Annotated in this window: 25 protein-coding genes; 10 read left to right on the forward strand and 15 right to left on the reverse strand. The window is 67.7% G+C overall.

The genetic code is table 11. From position 1 onward, the window contains the following. Window positions 1-3: 3 nt before the first annotated feature. Window positions 4-270, reverse strand: a complete 267-nt coding sequence (locus PEM_RS09185) for a hypothetical protein (RefSeq protein WP_005416705.1) — start codon at window positions 268-270, stop codon at window positions 4-6. Between the two features lie 203 nt (window positions 271-473). Between PEM_RS09185 and blaL1 the strand changes: the two genes are divergently transcribed. Next, window positions 474-1,343: a L1 family subclass B3 metallo-beta-lactamase gene (blaL1, locus tag PEM_RS09190; RefSeq protein ID WP_111129328.1), complete on the forward strand. Its 870-nt coding sequence runs from the start codon at window positions 474-476 to the stop codon at window positions 1,341-1,343. Between the two features lie 116 nt (window positions 1,344-1,459). Here blaL1 and PEM_RS09195 read toward each other — a convergent pair whose 3' ends face one another. The 3 genes from PEM_RS09195 to PEM_RS09205 all read right to left on the reverse strand — a co-directional run bounded on the left by PEM_RS09195 (window position 1,460) and on the right by PEM_RS09205 (window position 4,766). After that, window positions 1,460-1,999 carry a DUF411 domain-containing protein gene (locus PEM_RS09195; protein ID WP_111129329.1) on the reverse strand — a complete coding sequence of 180 codons (540 nt, stop codon included), beginning with the start codon at window positions 1,997-1,999 and terminating at the stop codon, window positions 1,460-1,462. Between the two features lie 114 nt (window positions 2,000-2,113). Further along, complete coding sequence (locus tag PEM_RS09200; RefSeq protein WP_095377611.1) at window positions 2,114-2,455, reverse strand: hypothetical protein; 342 nt, start codon at window positions 2,453-2,455, stop codon at window positions 2,114-2,116. Window positions 2,456-2,480: 25 nt separating this feature from the next. Then, entirely contained in the window at window positions 2,481-4,766 is a 2,286-nt protein-coding gene (locus PEM_RS09205; protein WP_111129331.1) for an FdhF/YdeP family oxidoreductase, read from the reverse strand. A 244-nt stretch (window positions 4,767-5,010) separates the two neighbouring features. Between PEM_RS09205 and fdhD the strand changes: the two genes are divergently transcribed. Next, a complete protein-coding gene (fdhD, locus tag PEM_RS09210) occupies window positions 5,011-5,850 on the forward strand; it encodes a formate dehydrogenase accessory sulfurtransferase FdhD (RefSeq protein WP_111129332.1) in 840 nt (279 codons plus the stop codon). Window positions 5,851-6,054: 204 nt separating this feature from the next. After that, window positions 6,055-7,053: a TraB/GumN family protein gene (locus tag PEM_RS09215; RefSeq protein WP_162911588.1), complete on the forward strand. Its 999-nt coding sequence runs from the start codon at window positions 6,055-6,057 to the stop codon at window positions 7,051-7,053. A 56-nt stretch (window positions 7,054-7,109) separates the two neighbouring features. Here PEM_RS09215 and PEM_RS09220 read toward each other — a convergent pair whose 3' ends face one another. Further along, a complete protein-coding gene (locus PEM_RS09220; protein WP_095377525.1) occupies window positions 7,110-7,646 on the reverse strand; it encodes a peroxidase-related enzyme in 537 nt (178 codons plus the stop codon). A gap of 106 nt (window positions 7,647-7,752) precedes the next feature. On the opposite strand from PEM_RS09220, the gene PEM_RS09225 reads away from it, so the two are divergent. After that, on the forward strand, window positions 7,753-8,634 hold the full coding sequence (locus tag PEM_RS09225) for an AraC family transcriptional regulator (protein ID WP_111129336.1): 882 nt from the start codon (window positions 7,753-7,755) through the stop codon (window positions 8,632-8,634). A 251-nt stretch (window positions 8,635-8,885) separates the two neighbouring features. Here PEM_RS09225 and PEM_RS09230 read toward each other — a convergent pair whose 3' ends face one another. From PEM_RS09230 to PEM_RS09265, 8 genes are all read right to left on the reverse strand, one after another. After that, window positions 8,886-9,443: a TetR/AcrR family transcriptional regulator gene (locus PEM_RS09230; RefSeq protein ID WP_005416714.1), complete on the reverse strand. Its 558-nt coding sequence runs from the start codon at window positions 9,441-9,443 to the stop codon at window positions 8,886-8,888. A 4-nt stretch (window positions 9,444-9,447) separates the two neighbouring features. Further along, window positions 9,448-10,980 (reverse strand): MFS transporter, encoded by a 1,533-nt coding sequence (locus tag PEM_RS09235; RefSeq protein ID WP_095377523.1) that lies wholly within the window; start codon window positions 10,978-10,980, stop codon window positions 9,448-9,450. Between the two features lie 181 nt (window positions 10,981-11,161). Beyond that, window positions 11,162-11,908, reverse strand: a complete 747-nt coding sequence (locus PEM_RS09240) for a hypothetical protein (RefSeq protein WP_111129338.1) — start codon at window positions 11,906-11,908, stop codon at window positions 11,162-11,164. Then, on the reverse strand, window positions 11,908-12,528 hold the full coding sequence (locus tag PEM_RS09245) for a DUF3299 domain-containing protein (RefSeq protein ID WP_111129340.1): 621 nt from the start codon (window positions 12,526-12,528) through the stop codon (window positions 11,908-11,910). Before PEM_RS09245 ends, PEM_RS09240 begins: the two co-directional genes overlap by 1 nt. Then, window positions 12,518-13,069, reverse strand: coding sequence for a DUF3299 domain-containing protein (locus tag PEM_RS09250; protein ID WP_005416718.1), 552 nt, complete (start codon window positions 13,067-13,069; stop codon window positions 12,518-12,520). Before PEM_RS09250 ends, PEM_RS09245 begins: the two co-directional genes overlap by 11 nt. Before the next feature lie 2 nt (window positions 13,070-13,071). Then, entirely contained in the window at window positions 13,072-14,325 is a 1,254-nt protein-coding gene (locus PEM_RS09255) for an ABC transporter permease (protein WP_111129342.1), read from the reverse strand. Next, a complete protein-coding gene (locus tag PEM_RS09260; protein WP_111129344.1) occupies window positions 14,318-15,013 on the reverse strand; it encodes an ATP-binding cassette domain-containing protein in 696 nt (231 codons plus the stop codon). Before PEM_RS09260 ends, PEM_RS09255 begins: the two co-directional genes overlap by 8 nt. Further along, window positions 15,010-15,543 (reverse strand): DUF2796 domain-containing protein, encoded by a 534-nt coding sequence (locus tag PEM_RS09265; protein WP_095377519.1) that lies wholly within the window; start codon window positions 15,541-15,543, stop codon window positions 15,010-15,012. Before PEM_RS09265 ends, PEM_RS09260 begins: the two co-directional genes overlap by 4 nt. A 32-nt stretch (window positions 15,544-15,575) precedes the next feature. Here PEM_RS09265 and PEM_RS09270 point away from each other — a divergent pair, with 32 nt between their 5' ends. Then, complete coding sequence (locus tag PEM_RS09270; protein ID WP_111129346.1) at window positions 15,576-16,049, forward strand: MerC domain-containing protein; 474 nt, start codon at window positions 15,576-15,578, stop codon at window positions 16,047-16,049. Between the two features lie 153 nt (window positions 16,050-16,202). On the opposite strand, the gene PEM_RS09275 is transcribed toward PEM_RS09270, so the two are convergent. After that, complete coding sequence (locus tag PEM_RS09275; RefSeq protein WP_111129348.1) at window positions 16,203-17,105, reverse strand: LysR family transcriptional regulator; 903 nt, start codon at window positions 17,103-17,105, stop codon at window positions 16,203-16,205. Window positions 17,106-17,223: 118 nt separating this feature from the next. Here PEM_RS09275 and dkgB point away from each other — a divergent pair, with 118 nt between their 5' ends. From dkgB to PEM_RS09295, 4 genes are read left to right on the forward strand one after another with little or no spacing between them, the layout of a single operon-like run. Further along, a complete protein-coding gene (dkgB, locus tag PEM_RS09280) occupies window positions 17,224-18,027 on the forward strand; it encodes a 2,5-didehydrogluconate reductase DkgB (RefSeq protein WP_111129350.1) in 804 nt (267 codons plus the stop codon). 11 nt (window positions 18,028-18,038) lie between these two features. Further along, window positions 18,039-18,986, forward strand: coding sequence for a TIGR03571 family LLM class oxidoreductase (locus PEM_RS09285; protein WP_005416725.1), 948 nt, complete (start codon window positions 18,039-18,041; stop codon window positions 18,984-18,986). A gap of 19 nt (window positions 18,987-19,005) precedes the next feature. Then, a complete protein-coding gene (locus tag PEM_RS09290; RefSeq protein WP_111129351.1) occupies window positions 19,006-19,944 on the forward strand; it encodes a cyclase family protein in 939 nt (312 codons plus the stop codon). Next, window positions 19,941-20,264: an adenylate cyclase gene (locus tag PEM_RS09295; protein ID WP_111129353.1), complete on the forward strand. Its 324-nt coding sequence runs from the start codon at window positions 19,941-19,943 to the stop codon at window positions 20,262-20,264. The genes PEM_RS09290 and PEM_RS09295 overlap by 4 nt, the downstream gene beginning before the upstream one ends. 19 nt (window positions 20,265-20,283) lie before the next feature. On the opposite strand, the gene PEM_RS09300 is transcribed toward PEM_RS09295, so the two are convergent. Continuing rightward, window positions 20,284-21,237: a LysR family transcriptional regulator gene (locus PEM_RS09300; protein ID WP_111129355.1), complete on the reverse strand. Its 954-nt coding sequence runs from the start codon at window positions 21,235-21,237 to the stop codon at window positions 20,284-20,286. 106 nt (window positions 21,238-21,343) lie between these two features. On the opposite strand from PEM_RS09300, the gene PEM_RS09305 reads away from it, so the two are divergent. Beyond that, window positions 21,344-22,087: an SDR family oxidoreductase gene (locus PEM_RS09305; protein WP_111129356.1), complete on the forward strand. Its 744-nt coding sequence runs from the start codon at window positions 21,344-21,346 to the stop codon at window positions 22,085-22,087. The last annotated feature ends 94 nt before the right edge of the window (window positions 22,088-22,181 follow it).

Raw genomic sequence — 22,181 nt, forward strand, 5'->3', positions numbered from 1 at the left:
CCTTCAGCGCGCCAGGCGCCAGTACAGGAAACCGGCCAGCAACGCCGGCGCGGCAAACACCAGCAACAGGATCGGCAACTCCTCGCGTACCGCGTAACCGGCCTTGCTGACCCCCACCCACATGTTGGCCACGGCCACCAGCAGCCAGGTAGCGATGAAGGCGATCAGCGCCGTGGGCAGCTGCGAGGTGCCCACGCTCCAGAGACGGCCAAACAGCAGGAACACGCCCAGCAGGAGCACGCCGCCGAGCATCACCATGAGCACATGCATGGTCCACCTCCTTGAGCCTGGGAACAGGCTAGCCCCGGCCGATTGTGCGCAACAGCCCGTGGAGATGGATTCACAGTCCAGAGCAAGCGAACAATCCCGGCATCGGCTGCGGCGAACCTTATGGCAGCCATGAGTTATTCGCGAAACGGGCCGTCCAGGGTACGTGCTAGCTTCATCCGACCCTATCCAGACCCCTCTCCGCCATGCGCCGTTGCCTGACGACCCTTGCCCTGACTGCCACACTTGCCTTTGATGCCACTGCCGCCGACACACCGCTGCCACAGCTGCAGGCCTACACCGTAGACCCATCCTGGCTGCAGCCGATGGCGCCGCTGCAGATCGCCGACCATACCTGGCAGATCGGCACTGAGGACCTGACCGCGCTACTGGTGCAGACCGCCGACGGCGCGGTGCTGCTCGACGGCGGCATGCCGCAGATGGCCAGCCACCTCATCAGCAACATGAAGGTGCGCGACGTGGCGCCGCAGGACCTGCGCTTGATCCTGCTCAGCCATGCGCATGCCGACCATGCGGGCCCGGTGGCAGAACTGAAGCGCCGTACCGGTGCGATGGTGGCAGCCAACGCCGAATCAGCGGTGCTGCTGGCGCGCGGCGGCAGCAACGACCTGCACTTTGGCGACAGCATCACCTTTCCGCCGGCCAGCACCGACCGCATCATCATGGATGGCGAAGTGGTCACGGTGGGTGGCATCGCGTTCACCGCACACTTCATGCCGGGGCACACCCCGGGCAGCACCGCCTGGACCTGGACCGATACCCGCGATGGCAAGCCGGTGCGCATCGCCTACGCCGACAGCCTGAGTGCGCCGGGCTACCAGCTGCAGGGCAACGCCCGCTATCCCCACCTGGTCGAGGACTACCGGCGCAGCTTCGCTACGGTGCGCGGCCTGCCCTGCGACCTGTTGCTGACCCCGCATCCGGGCGCCAGCAACTGGAACTATGCCGCGGGCAGCAAGGCCAGCGACAAGGCACTGAACTGCAAGGCCTACGCGGATGCGGCCGAGAAGAAGTTCGACGCACAGTTGGCCAAGGAAACGGCCGCAGCACGCTGATCCCGTAGAGCCGAGCCCATGCTCGGCTTGCCGGCCAAACACAGCCGAGCGTGGGCTCGGCTCTACACAGGATGCGTCGAAGAGTGCCGGTCAGAACGACCGGCACCCGCCGTCCATCAGCCACCCTGTCCGTGCTGGGCGAACGGCTCGGTGTTGCCGTCGGTGCGCACCAGCTCGACGGTATACGGCTGCACGTAGCCATCCGGCATTTCCATGCCCGGCGAACCGGCCGGCATGCCGGGCAGCACCAGCCCGCGCGCGGCCGGGCGTTCGGCCAGCAGGCGCTTGATGTCCTCGGCCGGAACGTGGCCCTCGACCACATACCCGCCGATCTCGGCGGTATGGCAGGACGCCTTGCCGACCGGCACGCCCAGGCGAACCTTGATCGGGTTCATGTCGTCGGTGTCATGCACCTCCACCTGGAAGCCGGCGGCCTCCAGGTGGTCGACCCAGATGCCACAGCAGCCGCAGCTGGCGGTCTTGTGCACGATGGCCACCGGCAAGGCCGGATCGACCTTGGCTGGGCTGGCCTGGATCGGTGCCACCGGTGCTGCGCTGGCGATCGGTGCGGCGGCGGATTCTTCAGCGGCACGTGCACAGGCGGTCGTGGCCAACACGGTACCCAGCAGCAGGCCGAGGGAGAGAGTACGGTTCATTGCGTGATTCCTTTGCAGAGGCGGGCAACGCGGCCCGTCGCCCGCGCATCGAAGGCACAGGCAGCGTCGAGAAAAGTCGAGCAGCTACGGCAGGCGCTTGAGGCCTGCAGGGAATCACGCGATAGGGGGCCGCAACGGGTCCGGCATCGGCGGCGGTGCGCGTTGCCGGGTACTGGCGGCTACCGGCGCCTCGCGCCACGGCGAGGCGGGCATACCGCTCGACATGGCCAGCATGCCAAGGCAGGCCGGCGGGCATTCACACTCACCACTCTGGCAGGCCGCCGGGGCCGCATCATCGCAGCAGCCGGCTGCCGCCATCGCGGCCGAGTGCGGTGCAGCGCAGTGATCCTGGTTGCCCGACCCGCCGTACGAAGACGAGGCAAGCGCGAGCGCCGGTGCATTCAGCACCAGGGCGACAAGCAGCATCCATCGCAGCAGCAGGCCAGGCAGGTTCACCCGCCGACGATAGCCGATGCGCGTGTCACGCAATCGCCGCCGCCATTGCACTCATCCGCACCGGAATCGACTTGGCAGCGGGCGTGCCGCTGATGCGGTCGTAGTAGTCCAGTGGCAACAACGGGTTCAGTTCCGGGTAGTAACCGGCCAGCGCGCCGCGCGGCATCGGGTAGTCCAGTACGGTCAGGCCCTCGACGCGCCGCGGCACGCCATCGCGGCTGATCGTCTCCAGGCTGACCAGCGCCTCCTTCTCCAGCCCGCGCGCCAGCCGGTCCTCGATGTTCATGAACAGCACCATGCGATCGTTGTACACGCCGCGATAGCGATCGTTGTAGCTGTAGATCGTGGTGTTGTACTGGTCGTGCGAGCGCACGGTGGCCAACCGCAACATGTCCGGATCGTGCACCGGATCGTCGACGTCCAGGCCGGGCATCACCAGGATGTTGGCCTTGCCATTGGGCGTGGGCCACACGCGGCGGCGCGGCGGAATGTCCAGATGGAAACCGTGCGGCTGCTGGATGCGCTCGTTGAAGCCGGTGTAGATCTCCGGGTACACGGCAGCGATCAGTTCGCGAATAGGTGCATAGTCGTGCATGCAGCGCGCCCAGTCGACCTTGCTGTGCGGCAGCGCAGCCATCGCCATGCGGCAGACGATCTCGACCTCGGGCAGCACCTCCGTGCTGACCGGTTCGAGCACGCCGCGCGAGGCGGTCACGTTCGACATCGCGTCTTCGATGGTGACGAACTGCTCGCCGGCCGGCGTGACGATGCGCTCCGAGCGCGCCACTACCGGCAGGATCAGCGCATCGCGGCCATGAACCAGATGACCTCGATTGAGCTTGGTGGCGATGCCCACGGTCAAGTCCAGCCCACGCATCGCTTCATACGCGCGAGGCGTATCGGGCACCGCATGGATGAAGTTGCCCCCCAGGCCGATGAACACCTTGGCGCTGCCGTCCAGCATCGCCTCGATGGACTCGACCACATGGTGGCCATGCTCACGCGGCGGATCGAAGCCGAACACCTGCTGCACGCGGTCCAGGTAGGCCGGCTTGGGCTTCTCGTCGATGCCGACGGTGCGGTCGCCCTGCACATTGGAATGACCACGGATCGGCCCTATGCCAGCACCGGGCTTGCCGAAGTTGCCACGCAGCATCAGCAGGTTGGCGACCTGCTGCAGCAGGCGCGAGCCGTACTGATGCTGGGTCAGGCCCATGCCGTAGCAGATCACGGTGGCCTTGGAGCGGATGTAGATCTCCGCACAGCGGTGTATCTGCGCCTGCGAGATGCCGGATACCTGCACGATCTGGTCCCAGTCCTGCGCCAACACATCCTCGCGCAGCGCCTCCAGGCCCACTGTGTGTTCTGACAGGAAATCATGGTCGAGCACGCGCTCGCCCTGCGCCTCGCGCTCGAACATCACCTTCATCATGCCCTTGATCAGGGCCAGGTCGCCGCCGATGCGGATGTGCACGAACTCGCTGGTGATCTCGGTCGAACCGAACGTGGCCATCTGCACCACGTCCTGCGGCTCGGCAAAGCGGATCAGCGCGCGCTCGGGCATCGGATTGACCGCCACAATCGGGATGCCGCGTTTGCGCGCATCGACCAGGTTGCTCATCATCCGCGGTGAATTGGTGCCGGTGTTCTGGCCGATCACGAAGATCGCCTCGGCGTGCCCGAAATCCTGCAGCACGATGGTGCCCTTGCCCACCCCGATGGCCGGCGGCAGGCCGCGGCTGGTCGGCTCGTGGCACATGTTCGAGCAGTCCGGGAAGTTGTTGGTACCAAACTCGCGCACGAAGATCGAATACAGGAACGCCGCTTCGTTGGGCGTGCGCCCGGAGGTGTAGAACTCGGCCTGGTGTGGGCTGTCCAGCGCCTGCAGGTGGCGACCGATCAGTGCAAAGGCATCGTCCCAGCTGCACGGCACGTAGTGGTCGGTGGCTGCGTCGTAGCGCATCGGCTCGGTCAGCCGGCCCTGCATCTCCAACCAGTAGTCGGTCTGCGCCATCAGCTCCGTGACGGTGTGGCGGGCGAACAACTCGCGGCCGGCCCGGAACTCCGTAGCCTCCCAGGCCAGTGCCTTCGCGCCGTTCTCGCAGAACTCCAGCTTCCTGCGTTCGTCGGCATCGGGGAACGCGCAGCTGGGGCACTTGAAGCCACCGGGCTGGTTCATCGCCAGCAGCGCCTTCGACCCCTTGCCGATCACACTCTGCTGCAGCAGCACCTTGGCGGTGGCACCGGCGGCACCCCAGCCGCCGGCCGGCTGGTTGTAGGGCTTGTAACGCGGCGGTTTCTGCTCGGACATGTTAGGGAACCTTACGGAAGGAACGCAGCAACAATCGGCACAACGCGGTCCGGCGGCGCAGTCAATGGCACGACCAGCCGCACAGTCAAGCACGGCCTGCGCGGCTTCGCCAGAGGGTACAGGCGGTTTTCAGCACAACCTGCCATGGCAACGGTTACAGCCGCGTCTGCGCGCGACCACTGCGCTATCCTCGAAACCGCAGGCGGTGGCCCGCCCGCGTTTCTCCCTTGTCCGGACGCGCTGCATGCCTGATTCGATCCCGCCGCACACCCCACCTGCCGGCACCGCCCAACGCCCGCTGCAGCGCTGGCGCAACGAGGGGCAACAGCAGCAGGTCGATGTGGTGGCCGAAGAAGTGCCGGTGGCGCTGCGCTACAACGGCACCGCCTTTGCGGTGATGATGGCCACACCGTGCGACCTGGAAGACTTCGCGCTCGGCTTCTCGCTCAGCGAAGGCCTGATCGACACCCCCTCGCAGCTGCTGTCGATCGAGATCCGCCCGCAGCTGGAAGGCATCGAGTTACAGATGACCGTGGCTGAGGAGGCACCCGGTGCCGACCTGGACCCGTCCAATGGACGCCTGCTGCCCGGTCGTGGTGGCTGTGGCCTGTGCGGCACGCGCCAGCTGGAAGAAGTGCTGCGCCCACTGCCGCAGATCCGCGAGCGACGCAGCTACTCGCCCGCCGCTCTGCAGCGCGCGCTGGCCACGCTGACGCAGCACCAGCCGATGAATGCGGCAAGCGGCTCCACCCACGCCGCGGCCTGGGCCGATGCCAGTGGACGCATCGGCTGGGTGCGGGAGGATGTCGGACGCCACAATGCACTGGACAAGCTGATCGGTGCGCTGCACCACAACGAACACGCCATCGAAGGCGGCCTGCTGGTGATTTCCAGCCGGGCCAGCTACGAAATGGTCAGCAAGGCGGTGCGCGCCGGTGCCAGCGTACTGGCTGCAGTCTCGGCACCGACCGCGCTGGCGATCGACCTGGCCCGCAGTGCCGGCCTGTGCCTGGTCGGGTTCGCGCGGGAGAGCGGGTTCAATGTGTATACCCATCCGGACCGGTTGCAGGCGGACGACCGGTAATCTCCGCTGCGTAGGGTCGACTATCACTCGTGGCGCGAGGTTTCCGGGCACCTGAAGGACGAGCAGTCGATTAACTGTCGACTCTACCGCAACGGCTTCCGGGCCCCTCGCCCAGCCAAGGCGAAATCGTCGTAGTCCGATAGCCAGCAATCGGCGCGCCACGCACCATCGAGGACACTCATCATGGTCCTTTCTGGAGTTCCCATGTCGGCTGCCCGGCAACCACGCTCACTGCTGTCGGTTTCCCTTGATGTTTCCGTGCACCGTACGTTGGCAGGTGCGCCGGCTTCCGGAAGCCGCGGAACCAAGGTAACGGATGCCCTGCCTCCCCCCACGATCCGTGCAGAAGGTCCGGCGCTCTGGCAGGCAAGGCGTGAAGAGGCCCACCTGTGGATCCTGCCCGTCCCCACCGCGCTACCCGGATCGATGCGATGCGTGACGGGCGAAGCAGGACGCATTGCCGCGGTTGCGCACACCATTCTGGGCCGACCGAAGGTGGACATCACCGGCAGATGGGAGGGCTCGGGACTGAGCGCGTTGTTCACACTGGCCCGTGCGGTGTCTGAAGCCGAAACCATCCACCACAATCCCGACAACCTGACCCTGAAGGATGTTCTGCCGGCGGACGTCCATGCAGAATGGCAAGCGGCATTGAATGAGTGCGGAATCGATCCAATCGAGCTGGAACGCCTGCGTCCCCACTTCGCGGCCAGAGCGCTGCGCAAGGCCGTCATGGCCAGGCATCAGCTGGAGTCGCCGAAGGCATTCTGCAAGGAGCTGCGCAGGATAGGACGCGCGGGCGGAGCCCGCTACTTCGTGCCGCGCACTGAACTGGCTATCGACATCGCGGCAGCTGACGACTGCGGTAAACCGCATCCTGCACTGGATGACACGACACGGTTTGCGGTGCAGGTCGAACGACTCCGTCGCCTTCACCATACCGCCCGTGTTCAGTCCAAGGCCTGGGCGCAGGGCGATGCCCTTGGCATGTGTGGGCATGACGTGCCTATGGATATGCACGTGACAGCGACTGGCAGCAACGAGCTGGACACGCTTCGACGCGAGGCCTGGCTCAGCGCAGTGGAAACCGTAACTGCGGGAAGATCAACCACGCTTGCGATGCTCGATATTGCAGATGCGTTCGACGGGAACGGCTACATCAGAGCGCTGCGCGAACGCGGTTTCAGCTTCCAGCCGGCGTAGCCACTGAGCTGCGGGCCTGAGTCCGGGCAGCACTCTGCTGCCCGGAGCAATTGCACTCAGCGCAGCGCGACCTTCGGGAAGTCCACCGGCACGTCGAACGCCACGTTGACGTAGTTGGTGAACAGGTTGAGCGCCACATGCGCGAGGATCTCCACGATCTGCTCATCATCGAAGCCAGCCGCGCGCAGCGCCTGCACGTCGCCGTCGGCGATCTGCGCACGCTGCTCGACCACCTTCAACGCGAAGTCGAGCGCCGCCGCAGTGGCCGGGTCGCTGGACTGGCCGATCTGCGCGGCGGTCATCTGCTCGCTGCTGGCGCCGGCCTTGCGGCCCAATGCCGTGTGCGCGGCCAGGCAGTACTCGCAGGCGTTGCGGTTGGCGATGGCCACGGCGATCTGCTCGCCCAGCAGCGGCGACAGGCGACCGCCGCCCAGCGCGCCGAACGAACCCCACATGCTCTGCAGGGCGGCCGGCGAGTTGGCCACGGCGCGGAACATGGCCGGGGTGGCGCCGAAAGCGGCGTGGACCTGGCCCAGCAGGACCTGGCGGTCGGCGGTGGTGTTGGCGGCATCGATCAGAGGGACACGGGACATGGTGGATCTCCTTGGGAAAGCGTCCGGGATTGGACGACCTGCCCATCCTAGGTAGACTCTCCGGACTCATCAGCCGTAATTCTCCGCACATGTTGTCCATACGTCCATGATCATGCCCGCCGCCGCCCTTGCGCCAGATCGACTCTCCTGCCTGCTGGAACGCTTCCGGGTGCAGGCGGCGCTGTTCCACAGTGGCCCGCTGTGCGGGCAGCACGTCTTCGAGCCGCAGCCCGGTCGTGCGTTCCTGCACATCCTGCGCCAGGGTGAAATGGAAGTCCGCCATCCCGACGGCGATAGCGCGCTGCCCCGGCTGAAGATCGACACACCCAGCCTGCTGCTGTACCCGCAGCCGCTGCACCATGTGTTCTTCAACGCGCCGCTGGATGGCCCGGATTTCACCTGCGCCACGCTGGATTTCGATGGCGGTGCGCGCAATCCGATCGTGCAGTCGCTGCCGCCGGTGATGGTGGTGCCACTGGCGGCCATCGGCGAACTGGATGACACCCTGCAGCTGCTGTTTGCCGAGGCCGATCGCCAGCGCTGCGGTTCACGGCTGCTGACCAATCGCCTGTTCGAGGTGGCGCTGATCCAGATCCTGCGCTGGGTGGTCGACCACCCGGATGCAGCCGGCGTCAGCCACGGGTTGATGCGGGGGCTGTCCGATGCGCGGCTGGCACGCGCGCTGGTGGCGATGCACCAGGCACCGCAGGACGAATGGACGCTGCCGCGCATGGCGGCGACCGCCGGCATGTCGCGCAGCGCGTTCGCGGCGGTGTTCAAGGAGGTGATGCAGGCGACGCCGGCCGCTTATCTGCTGGACTGGCGGCTGAGCCTGGCCTGCGCGCAGCTGCGGGCCGGCGTGGCGGTCAAGCAGGTAGCGGTCGAGGTGGGGTTTGCCGATACCGCGTCACTGTCGAAGGCGTTCCGCAAGCGGTTGGGGGCCTCGCCGCGGGCGTGGTTGGCCGCGAGCACCGCCCAGGCCGGGTAAAGGGTGAGGGGGTAGAGTCGGCCGCTGGTCGACTATCGCGCGACGCGCGGGATGTTCGTTGTCCGACCGAAGGGCAGTCGACTAACGATCGACTCTACCGATGCGGCATTTTCGTGATCTGACCGAAGAGCAGCCGACCAGCGGTCGGCACTGCCACGGACGATCGAAGCGGCATTTCCGTGGCCTGACCGAAGGGCAGCCGACCAGCGGTCGGCTCTACCACGGGCGATGTCTGCGCGCCGACCGGCCGCTCAACTGGACGTGCCGTCAGACTTCGCCAGCAGCCCGGCGATGCGCTCGGCCACCTGGGCGCGCACGCCTTCATCCAGCTGCCCTTCGTACATCGCCTCGTAGATCCACAGGCCGTCGGCGGCCAGCCGTGCTACGAAATTGTCGAGCGCGGCCGGGTCATTCTGCCCGGCCGACGGCGGCAACGGCGCCCAGCGGCGTACCGCCGGGCCCCACGGGCGCTCATCGGCGTCCGGGTCGGCCGATTCGAGCATGAACATCAGCTCGGCACGGGTAGCGCTCTGCGCCGAGACGCGCACGAAGGTCTGGTAACGTTCCAGCGCCGAGGCTTCGTCCGCACGCTTGCCCAGCAGCGTTTCCATCGACGACTCCCAGGCCTGTACCAGGTGCTCGTCGATGCCGCGCAGCAGCGCCTCGCGCGACGGGAAGTGGTAGAGCAGGCCGCCACGGGTCAGCTTGGCCTCGGCCGCCACCGACTCGAAGGTCACCGCGCGCACGCCGTCACGATTGATCACGTTGACGGCGGCGTCGAGGATGCGGTCGCGCTTGCTGGTTCTCATCGCGTCATTTTACGCGATCGGCCGCGCCCTCGCGGCTGCCAACGCGGCCGCGCAGCAGGCGCGCGATGATCGTCGCGCCCGCTCCCAGCACCGCCGTGATCACCAGCAGCACGATCTGGTAGCCACGGTCATATGCCGCCGCAGCCAGTGCGAACCACTCGCCCTGCCCGCTCGCGCGCGCGGCATGCAGCGCCTGGGTGAAACCCTCGCGGGCCAGCGCCGGCATATCGGCCGAGACCGGCAGGAACGCGCTGTACATCGCAGCGCTAAGACTGCCCAGCATCGCCACCGCCAGCAGGCCGCCGAACTCATAGGACACCTCTTCCACCGACGAGGCCATGCCCGCACGATGCGCCGGCACGTTGTTGAGGATGGCCGTGGACGCCACCGAGATGGCCGAACCCATGCCAAAGCCCATGATCGCCATGCCCGCGACGACCCAACCAAGGCCGTGCGGGAAGCCGAACGCCACCACGCCGACGCCCAGCGCACCTGCGGCCAGGCCGCCGCAGATCAAAGGGCGCAGGCCCACTCGGTGCAGGATGCTGCCGCCCAGCAGCGCACTGGGCAGGCTGCCCAGCGCTGCCACTGACACCAGCAGGCCCGCCTGCAGCGGCGTAAAGCCCGCCACCAGCTGGAAGCGTTGGGTGGTGACCAGCTGCAGGCCGGCCATGGCGAACAGGGTGAACACTGCCGACAGCGTGCCGGCCAGGAACGCCGGGTTGCGGAAGATCGCGAAGTCCAGCAGCGGGTACGGCAGCTGCTGCTGGCGGCGTGCGAACGCTGCGCCGCTGATGACGGCCAACAGCAGCGCGCCCCCGCCCAGGGCGTACGACGGCGGCGTCGCGATCAGCGACTTGATCGCCAGCACCAGGCCGGACAGTGCTGCCAATGCCAGCAGCGACGAAACCAGGTCCCACGGCCGCGAGGTGTCGCGCTGGCCTTCCGGTGCCAGCAGCAGCGTGGCCACGAAGGCGACCACCACCACCGGCACGTTGATCAGGAACACCGAGCCCCACCAGAAGTGCTGCAGCAGCCAGCCGCCAATGATCGGGCCGAGCGCCGCACCGACGATGGCCACCGAACCCCAGATCGCGATGGCGATGTTGCGTTCGCGCTCTTCGTGGAAGCTCAGGCCGATCAGCGCCAGCGTGGCCGGCATCATCGCGGCCGCGCCGACCGCCAGGAACGCGCGTGCGGCAATCAGCTGCGCTGCAGTGTCGGCGAACGCCGCCGCCAGCGAGGCCACGCCGAACACCATCAGGCCGATCAGGAACATGCGGCGGTGGCCGATGCGGTCGCCCAGCGTACCCGCACCCAGCAGCAGGCCGGCCATCACCAGCGGATAGGCGTTGATGATCCACAGCGCCTGGCCGGCACTGGCCGAGAGTTCTTCGGTCAGCGTCGGCAGTGCGGTGTAGAGCACGGAGTTGTCGAGCGTGACCAGCAGCAGGCCGGCGGCGACGGTGAACAGCAGTGCCCAGCGACGGGCACGCGACAGGGCCGGAGCACCGGCCAAGGGCTGGGATAGAGCCATGGGAGAACCTGGTGGGGTGGAGTATGATCATAACTATACAGGATGTCCTGTATAGTTATGGCCTTCAAAGCCCACCGATTCAGCTTTTGTAGAGGCGGGCTTGCTCGACTGCGCCGCCAGCCAGGCATGGCCTGGCTCTACTGAAACGGGCCAGGGGTGCCCTGGCACTGCGGGTAGACGCTCACCGGCAGTCTTCGGGCAGCGCGGCGATCGCCGATACCACCGCCGCCTGCATCCCCTGCCCCACGGCCATGTCCAGTTCCCCGCCAGTTCCCCCATGCTGGCGCCGCAGCTCGTCCTCGCACAGGCCGCGCACCCGCGCACGGGCATTCGCGCGCAGGCTGCTGCACCGCCAGTCGGTGCCACCGAGCGGCAGCACCGAATACACCACGCTGTTGCAGGCGTTGCCGGCACGCTGCTGCAGCGACAGTCCACCAAAATCCCGCGGTTCGCTGCTGCGTTGCGGGTCGAAGTAGCTGTCCGGAAACGTGCGCGCATACTGTTCGATGTGCACGGCCATGCTGCGCCCACCGGCCAACGGCATCTGCAGCGGCTGCCCGCACGGCGTCGCATCGGCGCGGTGCTGGATGTACTGGTAGATCGGCCGGTCCAGCGATGGGTCCTGCTGGGTCACCGCGCTGACTGCCGCCAGCACCGGCAGCGATGCACGATTGGCCATGCGCGCCAGCAGCCCCGCCTGCGCTGGCTGGCAGCGGTCGCGCAATGTTGCTGCGAGCAGGAAGAGCACGTCGTTGCGAAACGCGGGGTCATCACCCAGGCGCTGTTCGATGCGTTGGCTGGCGTCGGAAGAAGGCGCCGGAAACGCGACCGCCGGTGGCGCGATGGGGGCGCGCTGCCGCTGCCACCACACCAGCAGCACGACTGCGCCCAGCAGCACCCCGGCAGCCATGATCCAGCGCCGCGGCATCAGTTGTGGATCGCCGTCAGCGTGGCCGCCGCAGCATCGTAGGACGCGCTGGCGATGTCCGCGTCGAAACGCTTCACCTGCAGGCGGCCGGCAAGCCGGTACGGATCCCACAGATCGCCCAACGCGATCGGCGTCGCCAGGGTCACGTGGATGATCTGGTTGGGTGGCGGCGGCGGCACGTGGATGCAGGCCCCGTAGAACGGCACGAACAGCAGTTCATCGACCAGGCCGGCATCGTTGGTGCCGAGCGGCACCACGTAGCCATCCAGATCGACCGCGCGACCATCGACAGCGTCGACCACGCGCGAAGAGCCGAACTGCTTGGCGCGGTCCGGGCTGGAATGGTCGATCTCCTGCCCCGGCGGCGTGCCTGAGCCGGTGTCGTCGATCAGCCCGCCCACGCCATCCATGCCACCGCGTGACAGGCCGATCTGCGGCGGCGGGCGCTGGTAGGTGGCTTCATTGGGCCGCAACGCATCCCAACGGTTGATCGCGGCAGCGTCCGTAGCGACTGCAGCCGGCGTGTCCTTCGGCGTGACCGCCACGGCATCGCCGCCCGGCGACGTACAGCCCGCCAGCCACAGGCATCCCAGCACCAGCAACAAGGGGCTACGGTTCATAAGGCCTCAGCTGTGCATCGCGCATGGTGTAGGCGGAGCCGGCCAGATCGTCATCCAGCCGTTCGGCACGCAGGGTGCCGGCCAGGAAGAATGGTGAGTACATGTCCGGCATCGCGATGGGGCGTGGCAGCACCACGTGCACGATCTGGTTCGGCGGCGGGGGTGGCACGTGGATGCAGGCGCCGTAGTACGGCACGAACAGGAATTCGGTCAGCCGCCCGTCCTGCGCGTTGGCCAGCGGTACCACGTAACCCGGCAGGCGAACCGGTCGCTGCAGCACCGTATCCACCGTACGGAACGTACCGAACTGCGGCATGCGCCGGTTGCCGTTGTGCTCGACCTCCGGGCCCTCGCCCCGCTCCAGCGCGGCCAGCTCGTCCTTCGGCATCATCTGCAACCAGTCCAGTTCCTGCTCTGCCGCATCCGCAGCGTCAGCGCGGTCGACAACCGGCGAGGGTGGCAAGGCCTGCACACCGGTATCCACCGGCCGCTCGCAGGCGGCCAGGGCCAACACCATCGGCAGCGACAGCATCCAGCGCATGCTCAGCCTCCCGGCGACAGGCCATCGGCCAGCGTGCGCCGGTAGGCCAGCAACGCCGGCACCAGCCCGGCCACAGCGCTGATCGCCAGCACGCCTGCCACCCAGGCCAGCTCGCGGCCGTCCGGCCAGACATGGGTGATCGACAGGCCAAAGTTGGCCAGCGCCCAGCCGCGCCCGGCAATGCTGGCGGCAACCAGAAGCACCAGCGCCAGCGCGCAGGCCACCGCGCTGGTCGCCACCGCCTCCACCACCAGCAGGGCAGCGATGTAACCCGGCCGTGCCCCGGTGGCACGCAGGATCGCCATCTCGCGCCGCCGCTCCTGCAGGGTCGAGACCAGCAGCGTCACCAGCGAGACCATGCCGAGTGCCACCACCATCGCGCTGATCAGCTGCAGCGCCCGTTCGGCCATGCCCAGCGACTGCCACAACTGCTGCAGCGTGACGCCGGGCAGGATCGCCAGCATCGCCTCGTCGGGATACTCGTTGATCCTGCGCTGCACCGAAAACGTGGCAATGCGCGAGTTCAGGCCGAGCATGAAGGCGGTGATGCTGGTCGGGGTCAGATCCAGATGACGCGCCCGCTCGGCGCTGACGCTCTGGCTGCGCAGCTGCACGCCCGAGCGCCAGTCGACGTGGATCGCCTCGATGGCCGCCAGCGAGACCAGCAGCGACGAATCCACCGGCGTGCCGGTGCGCTGCAGGATGCCGGCGACACGGAATGGCTTGTCGGCATGCGTGGCCAGGGTGACCGCGCCGGTGCCATGCGCCAGCACGATCTGGTCACCGAGACCAACCTTCTGTGCCTGTGCCACCTCGGCACCGATCACCACGTCATACAGGTCATCGAACGGCCGTCCTCTCGCAAACGCAAGCGCGTGCCCGGCGCCGTAGCGGTAGTGCTCGAAATAGCCATCGCTGGTACCGACCACGCGGTAGCCGCGCCAGGAATCGCCCAGCGAAAGCGGCACCGCCCACTTCACCTGCGGCAACGCGGACAGCTCCTGGTAGGACTGCCAGGACACGTTGTTGGTCGGGTCGCCGATATGGAACACCGAATACAGCAGCAGGTTCACCGGCCCCGAACGCGCACCGACGATCAGATCGGTGCCCGAAACGGTGCTGGCAAACCCCTCGTGCGCCTGCGTGCGTACACGCTCGACGCCCAGCAGCAGCACCACGCTGAGGGTGATGACCAGCACGGTCAGGCCCACGCTCAACGCGCGGCTGCGCAGGCTGGCCCAGGCAAGCTCAAGCATGGCCGGCACCTGCCTGGTTGATCTCGGACAGTGAAATGGTGCGGTCGAACAACGGCTGCAGGCTGTCGTCATGGCTGACCACCAGCACTGTGGTGCCGGCTGCCTGGCACTGCGCCGACATCAGCTGCAGGAACGCGGTGGCCGCGTCGCGGTCGAGCGCCGAGGTCGGCTCATCGGCCAGCAGCAACGCCGGGCGGCCGATCAGGGCGCGTGCCGCCGCCACGCGCTGCTGCTGGCCGACGCTGAGCGTGCCTGCGCGCCGCTGCATCAGCGCCGGGTCCAGCTGCAGGGCCTGCAGCAGGCGGGCGATCTCGGCATCCAACGGGCCACTGATGCGTGCGCTGCGCAGGCGCGAGAAGCGCAGGCCCAGCGCGATGTTGTCGCGCACGGTGAGGAACGGCAGCAGGTTGAACTGCTGGAAGATCACACCCAGGTGGTCGGCGCGGAAGCGGTCCCGCGCGGCACCACGCATCGCCTGCAGCGCGTGACCGGCGACCTCGATGCGGCCCTTGCAGGGCAGCAGCACGCCCGCGAGCAGGCCCAGCAGCGTGCTCTTGCCACCGCCACTGATCCCGCGCAGCAGCACGCTGCTGCCCTGCTCGATCCACAGCCGCGGCACGTCCAGCACCAGCTGCCGGCCATAGCCGAACTGCACGCCATCCAGCGCGATCACCGGTCGCATGCTCACGGAGCCAGCACCACGCGCAGGTTGTCCGGGGTCAGCACGCTGCGGTTCTGGCCATGGGCGGTGGCGCTGTTGACGATTACTTCGTGCAGGCCCGGGAACAATGCGGGCAGGCGCACGACAATGGCCCGCAGCTCGGCAGGCTTGGCGCAGTGGTACTGCAGCGTTGCGCTGAACCCCGCGTGCCGATGCTGACCTGATGGCGGTGCGGCAGCCGTCGCATCGAATCCCTCGGCCTTGGCATCGTTGCCTGAAAGGCGGCAGCCCGCGGCGGTAGGCAAGGTGACCCAGCTGCCGCCCTGCAGCAGCGCAGTCGCACGCGCCAGCGCGGACTGCTCGGCCGCATTGGCCGGCGGCCGCTCGAAATCAAGGATGCCGATGCCGGGGGCCTGCAGGGCGAATTCCAGCGTCTGCTGGTCAAGCGCAACATCGACGCTGGCCTGGCCGTGCACGTGCGGTGCGTGCTGGCGGATATCGTGGGCCTGCGCGGCGCTGGCGGCCAGCAGCAGGAAAAGAGCAGCAGAAAGCTTCATGGGGGACGCTCCAATTGTTACTATGTAACATTATGGACCACATCCCCACGACGCCCGCAAGGGCCCTGGCCCGGCCGCCAACTTCGGCACGCTGGCACCCCCGCTTCGATCTTGCCGGTGCCTGGCTGTCCCTGGCCTGCGCCGCCCATTGCATCGCCCTGCCCCTGCTGCTGGCCTTCGTGCCGGCAGCGATGATGGCGCTGCGTTCGTTCCAGCACCCCGGCCATGGCGCGATGACCGTGCTGCTGGTGATGTCGCGCTGGGAATGGCTGTTCGCGCTGCTGGCCTCGTCGCTGGCCTTGGCGAGTACCTCGGCCGGGCTGCACCGGCACGGGCGCGGGCGGCCCCTGCGGCTGGCGTGCGTCGGCGCGATCCTTCTACTGTCAGCCTCGCTGTACCTGCCGCTGAAGGAATCACTGCTCTGGCATGGCGTCACCACCGCGTGCGGCGGCATGATGCTGGCGGCAGCACACATCGGCAATCGGCGGGCGCTGCACAACCGCTAACACCGGCTGCGGGTCGGTTGGAACACGCCATCCACGCATGGCGTGGATCTACTGAAACATGCAACACAGCCAACGGTAGTGCCGGCCGCTGGCCGGCAGCTGCGGTGATCCGTCAGGTGGGAAAAGCCGGCCAGCGGCCGGCTCTACCCCTCCTTATTCGTCGAACGGGCGCTGGCCGAGCGTCTGCGTCACATGGTCGACGAAGCAGGTGATGCGGGCGGCCAGCGCGGTGTTGCGGTAGTACACCGCATTGATCGGCTGCCGCACTTCCTGCGTCTGCCTGGCAAACAGCTGCACCAGGCGGCCATCACGCCGATCCTGGCGGGTCAGGAAGTCGGACAGGCAGGCGATGCCCAGCCCGGCCACCGCCATCTGCCGCAGCGTCTCGCCGCTGGATGAAGCGATCGCCGGCTCGATCACGAAAGGGCCGCCATCGGCATCGTGTAGTGGCCATTCGTTCAACGAACTGGGCTGGGTAAAACCCAGCAGGTCGTGCTCGCGCAACTGCTCCACGCGCGTCGGCGTGCCGTGCCGTCGCAGGTACTCGGGGCTGGCCACCACGCGGATGCGGCTGTGACCGATCGGTCGCGCATGCAGGGTGGAATCGCGCAGCACGCCGATGCGGAACGCCACATCGGTGCGCTTTTCGATCAGGTCGGTGATGCCCTCGTTGGAATTCAACTCCAGCTCCACCTGCGGGTAGCGCTCGCGAAAGCCCTCCAGCAACGGCACGATCACGTGCAGCATGAACGGCGTGGCGGCGTCCACGCGCAGGCGCCCGACCGGCTGCAGCCGCCGCGCGGCCATCTGTTCCTCGGCCTCGTCCACCGTGGCCAGGATCGTGCGCGCGTACTCCAGGAACGCCGCGCCCTCCTCGGTCAGTTCCAGCCGCCGCGTGGTCCGCCGCAGCAGCGTGGTCTGCAGCTTGTCTTCCAGCCGCGCCAGGGTGCGGCTGGTGGCCGAGATGGTCAGCTCCAGGGCCTCGGCCGCCGCCGTGATGGAGCCACCATCGACCACCGCCACGAAGGCCTTCAGCTCATCCAGGGTGGTTTTCATTATTTACCTCGCCGCAAAAGCATTTCCCGTATACACGGCTTAATCAACAAATGTAAAGCGCCCACACTTCGCCCTGTCCCGAGCCCACCCGCTCTCAACGAAGTCCCTGGAGTCCATCATGAGCGTTCCTTCCTTTGGCGTCGGCACCTTCCGCCTGACCGGCCAGACCGTCATCGATTCGGTGCGCAACGCCCTCGACGTCGGCTACCGTGCGGTCGATACCGCGCAGATCTACGGCAACGAAGCCGAGGTCGGCCAGGCCATCGCCGAATCCGGCGTGCCACGCGACCAGCTGTTCCTGACCACCAAGATCTGGGTCGACAACTACGCCGCCGACAAGCTGAGCCCGAGCCTGCGCGACAGCCTGGCCAAGCTGCGCACCGGGTACGTCGACCTGCTGCTGATCCACTGGCCGGCGCCGGGCAATGGCGTTGAACTGCGCGAGTACATGACCGCGCTGGCCGAAGCCAAATCGCTGGGCCTGACCCGTCAGATCGGTGTGTCCAACTTCAACATCGAACTGACCCGGCAGGCCATCGAGGTGGTCGGCGCCGGCGAGATCGCCACCAACCAGATCGAACTGAGCCCCTACCTGCAGAACCCGGCACTGACTGCCTTCCTGCAGGAACAAGGCATCACCGTTACCTCCTACATGACCCTGGCCTACGGCAAGGTGCTGAAGGACCCGGTGCTGGCCGCCATCGCCGACAAGCACCAGGCCACCGTCGCCCAGGTCGCGCTGGCGTGGGCCCTGCAGCGGGGTTACTCGGTCATTCCGTCCTCGACCAAGCGCGAGAACCTGGCCAGCAACCTGCTCGCCCAGGACCTGCACCTGGATGCCGATGACATGGCCGCGATCGCCGCGCTTGACCGCAACGGCCGCGAAGTCGATCCGCCGGGCCTGGCCCCGGACTGGGACTGAGGCGCCTCGCCATGGGCAGTGCGTTGACGCGTCTGCAGGCCGGTGGCTTCAGCATCGGCATCGAGGCACCGCTGGACAATGACTGGACGCCGCTGGGCGAACAGGCACGACGCGCCGCGCGACGCCTGCCCGGCGAACCGGACCTGCAGCGCCATGCGGAACTGGCACGGCTGGCCGACCGCCTCGGCTTCCGTGCGCTCTGGGTACGCGACGTGCCGGTGTACGACCCGGCCTTCGGCGATGCGGCGCAGGTGTTCGAGGTATTCAGTTACCTGGGCTACCTGGCCGGCATCACCGAGCACATCCTGCTGGGCACCGGTGCGGTGGTGCTGCCGATCCGGGAGCCGTTGCTGACCCTGAAGTCGGCGCGCAGCGTGCAGCGGCTGAGCGGCGACCGCCTGCTGCTGGGCGTAGCCAGTGGCGACCGCCCGGTGGAGTACCCGCTGTTCGGCCGCGACTTCGACAGCCGTGGCCGCCGCTTCCGCGAGCAGATCGCACTGCTGCGCGAAGGCGCCGCTGCGCACCTGCCGCAGGGCCTGGACGTGCTGCCCGCAGATGGCCCGGCCCTGCCGTTGTTCGTGGCCGGCCTGGCCCAGCAGCAACCGGCATGGATCGGCCAGCACATGGAGGGTTGCCTGGCCTACCCGGGCACGCCACAGGACCATGCGCAGCGCGTGGCGGCCTGGCGCGCCGTGGCCGGCAACAAGCCGTATGCCAGCTTCATCCACCTGGACCTGGTGGCCGATGCTGATGCCCCCTTGCAGCGCTGGCGCTTCGGCCTGCGTGGCGGCCGCAACGCCCTTTTGGCCGAGCTGCACGCCATGCAGGCAGCCGGTGTCGACCACATCGGCCTGCAGTTCCGCCGCAATGAACGGCCGTTGGCCGAAACCTTCCACGAAATCGCCGAGTACGTGCTGCCGCGCTTCCCGGCCCATGCCCGCGCCGCCGCGACGGCCTGACAGTTACCGGAGCTTTGCCATGAAGATGAAGACCCTGGCCGCGCTTGCGCTGGCCACCCTGCCGCTGTCCTTCCAGGCCACCGCCGAGGACTGGTATCCCTCCGCCTACGGCGCCGACGACGAGATCGGCGCGGCCAACCTGCTGACCGCCGACGTGGTCAAGCACGCGGTCTCGCTGGTCAGGACCGGCAAGACCTATCCGCTGGCGGTGCCGGTGGACAAGAACCTGCCCGCGTTCCGCCACCGCAGCTTCCGCCTGTACAACGTGCAGGTCGGCCAGCAGGCCGGCAGGTCGCTGGGCCCCAACAGGTTCACCTTCAACGATGAACTGGTGAACGCCTGGACCGGTGTTGGCACCCAGCTCAACGGTATCGGCCATATCGGCATCGACAACGTCTACTACAACGGCAACAAGGCCGCCGACTTCGTCACCGTGGACGGTGTGCGCAAGCTCGGCGTCGAGAAGGTGCCGCCAATGGTCACCCGCGGCGTCGTGCTGGACATGACCGCGTACTACGGCAAGGCGATCGTGCCCGGTGGCACCGAGTTCACCGTGGCCGACATCCAGGCCGTGCTGAAGAAGCAGGGCCTGAGCCTGCGCAAGGGCGACGTGGTGCTGTTCAACACCGGCTGGCTGGAACTGATCGGCAAGGACGACAAACAGTTCCTGGAAGTGGAACCGGGCATCGGCATGGAGGCGGCGAAGTGGCTGGCCGACCAGGGCATCGTCGCCTTCGGTGGCGACACCTGGGCCTCGGAGGTCTACCCGAACCCGAACGGTGCCGAGGAATTTCCGGTCAACCAGTACATGCTGGCCAAGCGCGGCATCTACAACCTGGAGCTGATCGACAGCCGTGCCCTGGTGCGCGACAAGGCCTGGGAATTCCTGTTCGTGCTCGGCCAACCGCTGTATGTCGGCTCGACCCAGGTGAACATCAACCCGGTGGCGATCCGATGAACACCGCCGCTGACCTTCCCGTGTTCGCCGGCCGCCGCTTCCGCGTCAGCTATGACGGCCTGGCCGCCGACAATGTCTACAGCGCCGATGGCCGCCACATGCAGTACGCCATCGTCTCCGGCGCCTATGCCGGTGCGCAGGGCGAAGCCGCCTGCGAGTGGCAGCGGATCAGCGACGGGGTCTATGCCATTTCGTGGCAGGAAGCCGATGGCGCTACGGTCGTGCATGTCGACGATTTCGTGGGCGGGCGTTCGCTGGCCTGGTTCACCGCCACCGATGGCAGCTTCCATCGCATGCAGGGGCCGCTGGCAGCGCTGTGATGCCGGCCAGCGGCCGGCACTACCCCCTGCGGTCGGACAGCTTCGCGTGCTGCGTCGGTAGTGCCGGCCGCTGGCCGGCAACACCGGTCTGCTCGAACACTCCGGCCACCCAGTCGATGAACACCCGCAACCGGGGCGACGGCGTGCGATTGCGCGGGTAGACCAGGCTCAACGGACTCGGCGTCGGCGGCGCCTCCGGCAGCAGCTCCACCAGCTGCCGGCGCGCGATGTACGGGTCCATCCGGTAGCGAGGTGCCTGGATGATGCCCAGGCCTGCCAGCGCGGCACCGAGGAACGCATCCGCGCCGGACACACGCACCCGCGCCGGCAACGGCAGATAGCGCACCTGCCCGCGCTGCTGGAACTCCAGGGGAATCAGCTGGCCGCTGGTGCTGGAGCGGTAGCCGACCATCTGGTGGCCGTCCTGCAGGGCATCGATGCTGCCCGGCACGCCCCTGGCCTGCACGTAGCCAGGCGAGGCGACCGTCACCTCGCGCAGCATCGTCAACCGGCGCGCCGCCAGATCGCTGTCGGCCAGCGTCCCGACCCGCAACGCCGCATCCACGCCTTCGCCCAGCAGGTCAACATAGCGGTCGCCTTCGCTGACCTCCAGTTCGATCTCGGGGTAGCGCTGCAGGAATTGCGGCAGGTGCGGGAACAGCAGGTGCCGGCCCAGCGTGCCATGCACTTCAATGCGCAACGGGCCGCGCGGCGGCGCGTCACGGAACGCGGCCTCGGCATCATCCATGTCGGCGATCAGGCGCAGGCAACGGCCATAGAAGGCCTCGCCTTCCAGCGTTGGCACCACCCGCCGCGTGGTCCGGTGCAGCAGGCGCACGCCCAGCCGCTGTTCCAGTGCCTTGATCGCGTCGGTCACCGTGGCCCGTGGCAGGCCGAGGTCTTCGGAGGCCCGGGTGAAGCTGCGGCGCTCGACGATACGGACGAAGGCGCGCATGGCCGTGAAGCGATCCATTGTTCGGTGATCCGGATGATGTTGGCGGATTATGCAGGATTATCCGAACGGGCAATGTCGCGAAGATAGTCCTGCGCCACTCCGGCGTGCCCCACTGGAGACCACCATGACCCTCTCCCCCGCCCGCCCTGTCGCTCTGGTCACCGGCGGCTCCCGTGGCATCGGCGCCGCCATTTCCCGCCGGCTCGCCGCCGATGGCCACGCTGTCGCCATCAACTATGCAGGGCGCCGCGACGACGCCGAAGCGCTGGCGGCCGAACTCAACGCAGCCGGTGCGCAGGCCATCGCGCTGCAGGCCGATGTCGCCGATCCGCAGGCAGTGCGGCAGCTGTTCGATGCCATCGAAGACCGCTTCGGCGGCATCGACGTGGTGGTCAACAGCGCGGGCGTACTGCAGCTGGCGCCGCTGGCCGACACCGACGACGCCCTGTTCGATCGGGTGATCGGCATCAACCTCAAGGGCGCCTTCAATGTGCTGCGCGAAAGTGCACGACGGGTGCGCGACGGCGGGCGCATCGTCACGCTGTCCACCAGCGTGGTCGGCATCCGGCTGGAGAACTACAGCGTGTACGCCGCCAGCAAGGCGGCGGTGGAGACCATGGGCGCGATCCTCAGCAAAGAGCTTCGCGGGCGCAACATCACCGTGAATGCAGTGGCGCCGGGCCCGACCGCCACCGATCTGTTCCTGGAGGGAAAATCGCCGGAACTGATCGCGCGGCTGGCGAGGATGAACCCGCTGGAGCGGCTGGGTACGCCGGAAGACATCGCCGGCGCGGTGGGGTTCCTGGCTGGCACGGATGGCGGATGGATCAACGGCCAGGCGCTGCGCGCCAACGGTGGGATGGTCTAGGTCGCGCGGACGGCATCCACGCATGGCGTGGATCTGCTTGGGAACCCGTGGCGGTTGATCGAATCCACGCAGGACGCGAAGCCGGTGTAGAGCC

This window comes from Stenotrophomonas sp. Pemsol, assembly GCF_003586545.1.
Classification (GTDB): Bacteria; Pseudomonadota; Gammaproteobacteria; order Xanthomonadales; family Xanthomonadaceae; genus Stenotrophomonas; species Stenotrophomonas sepilia.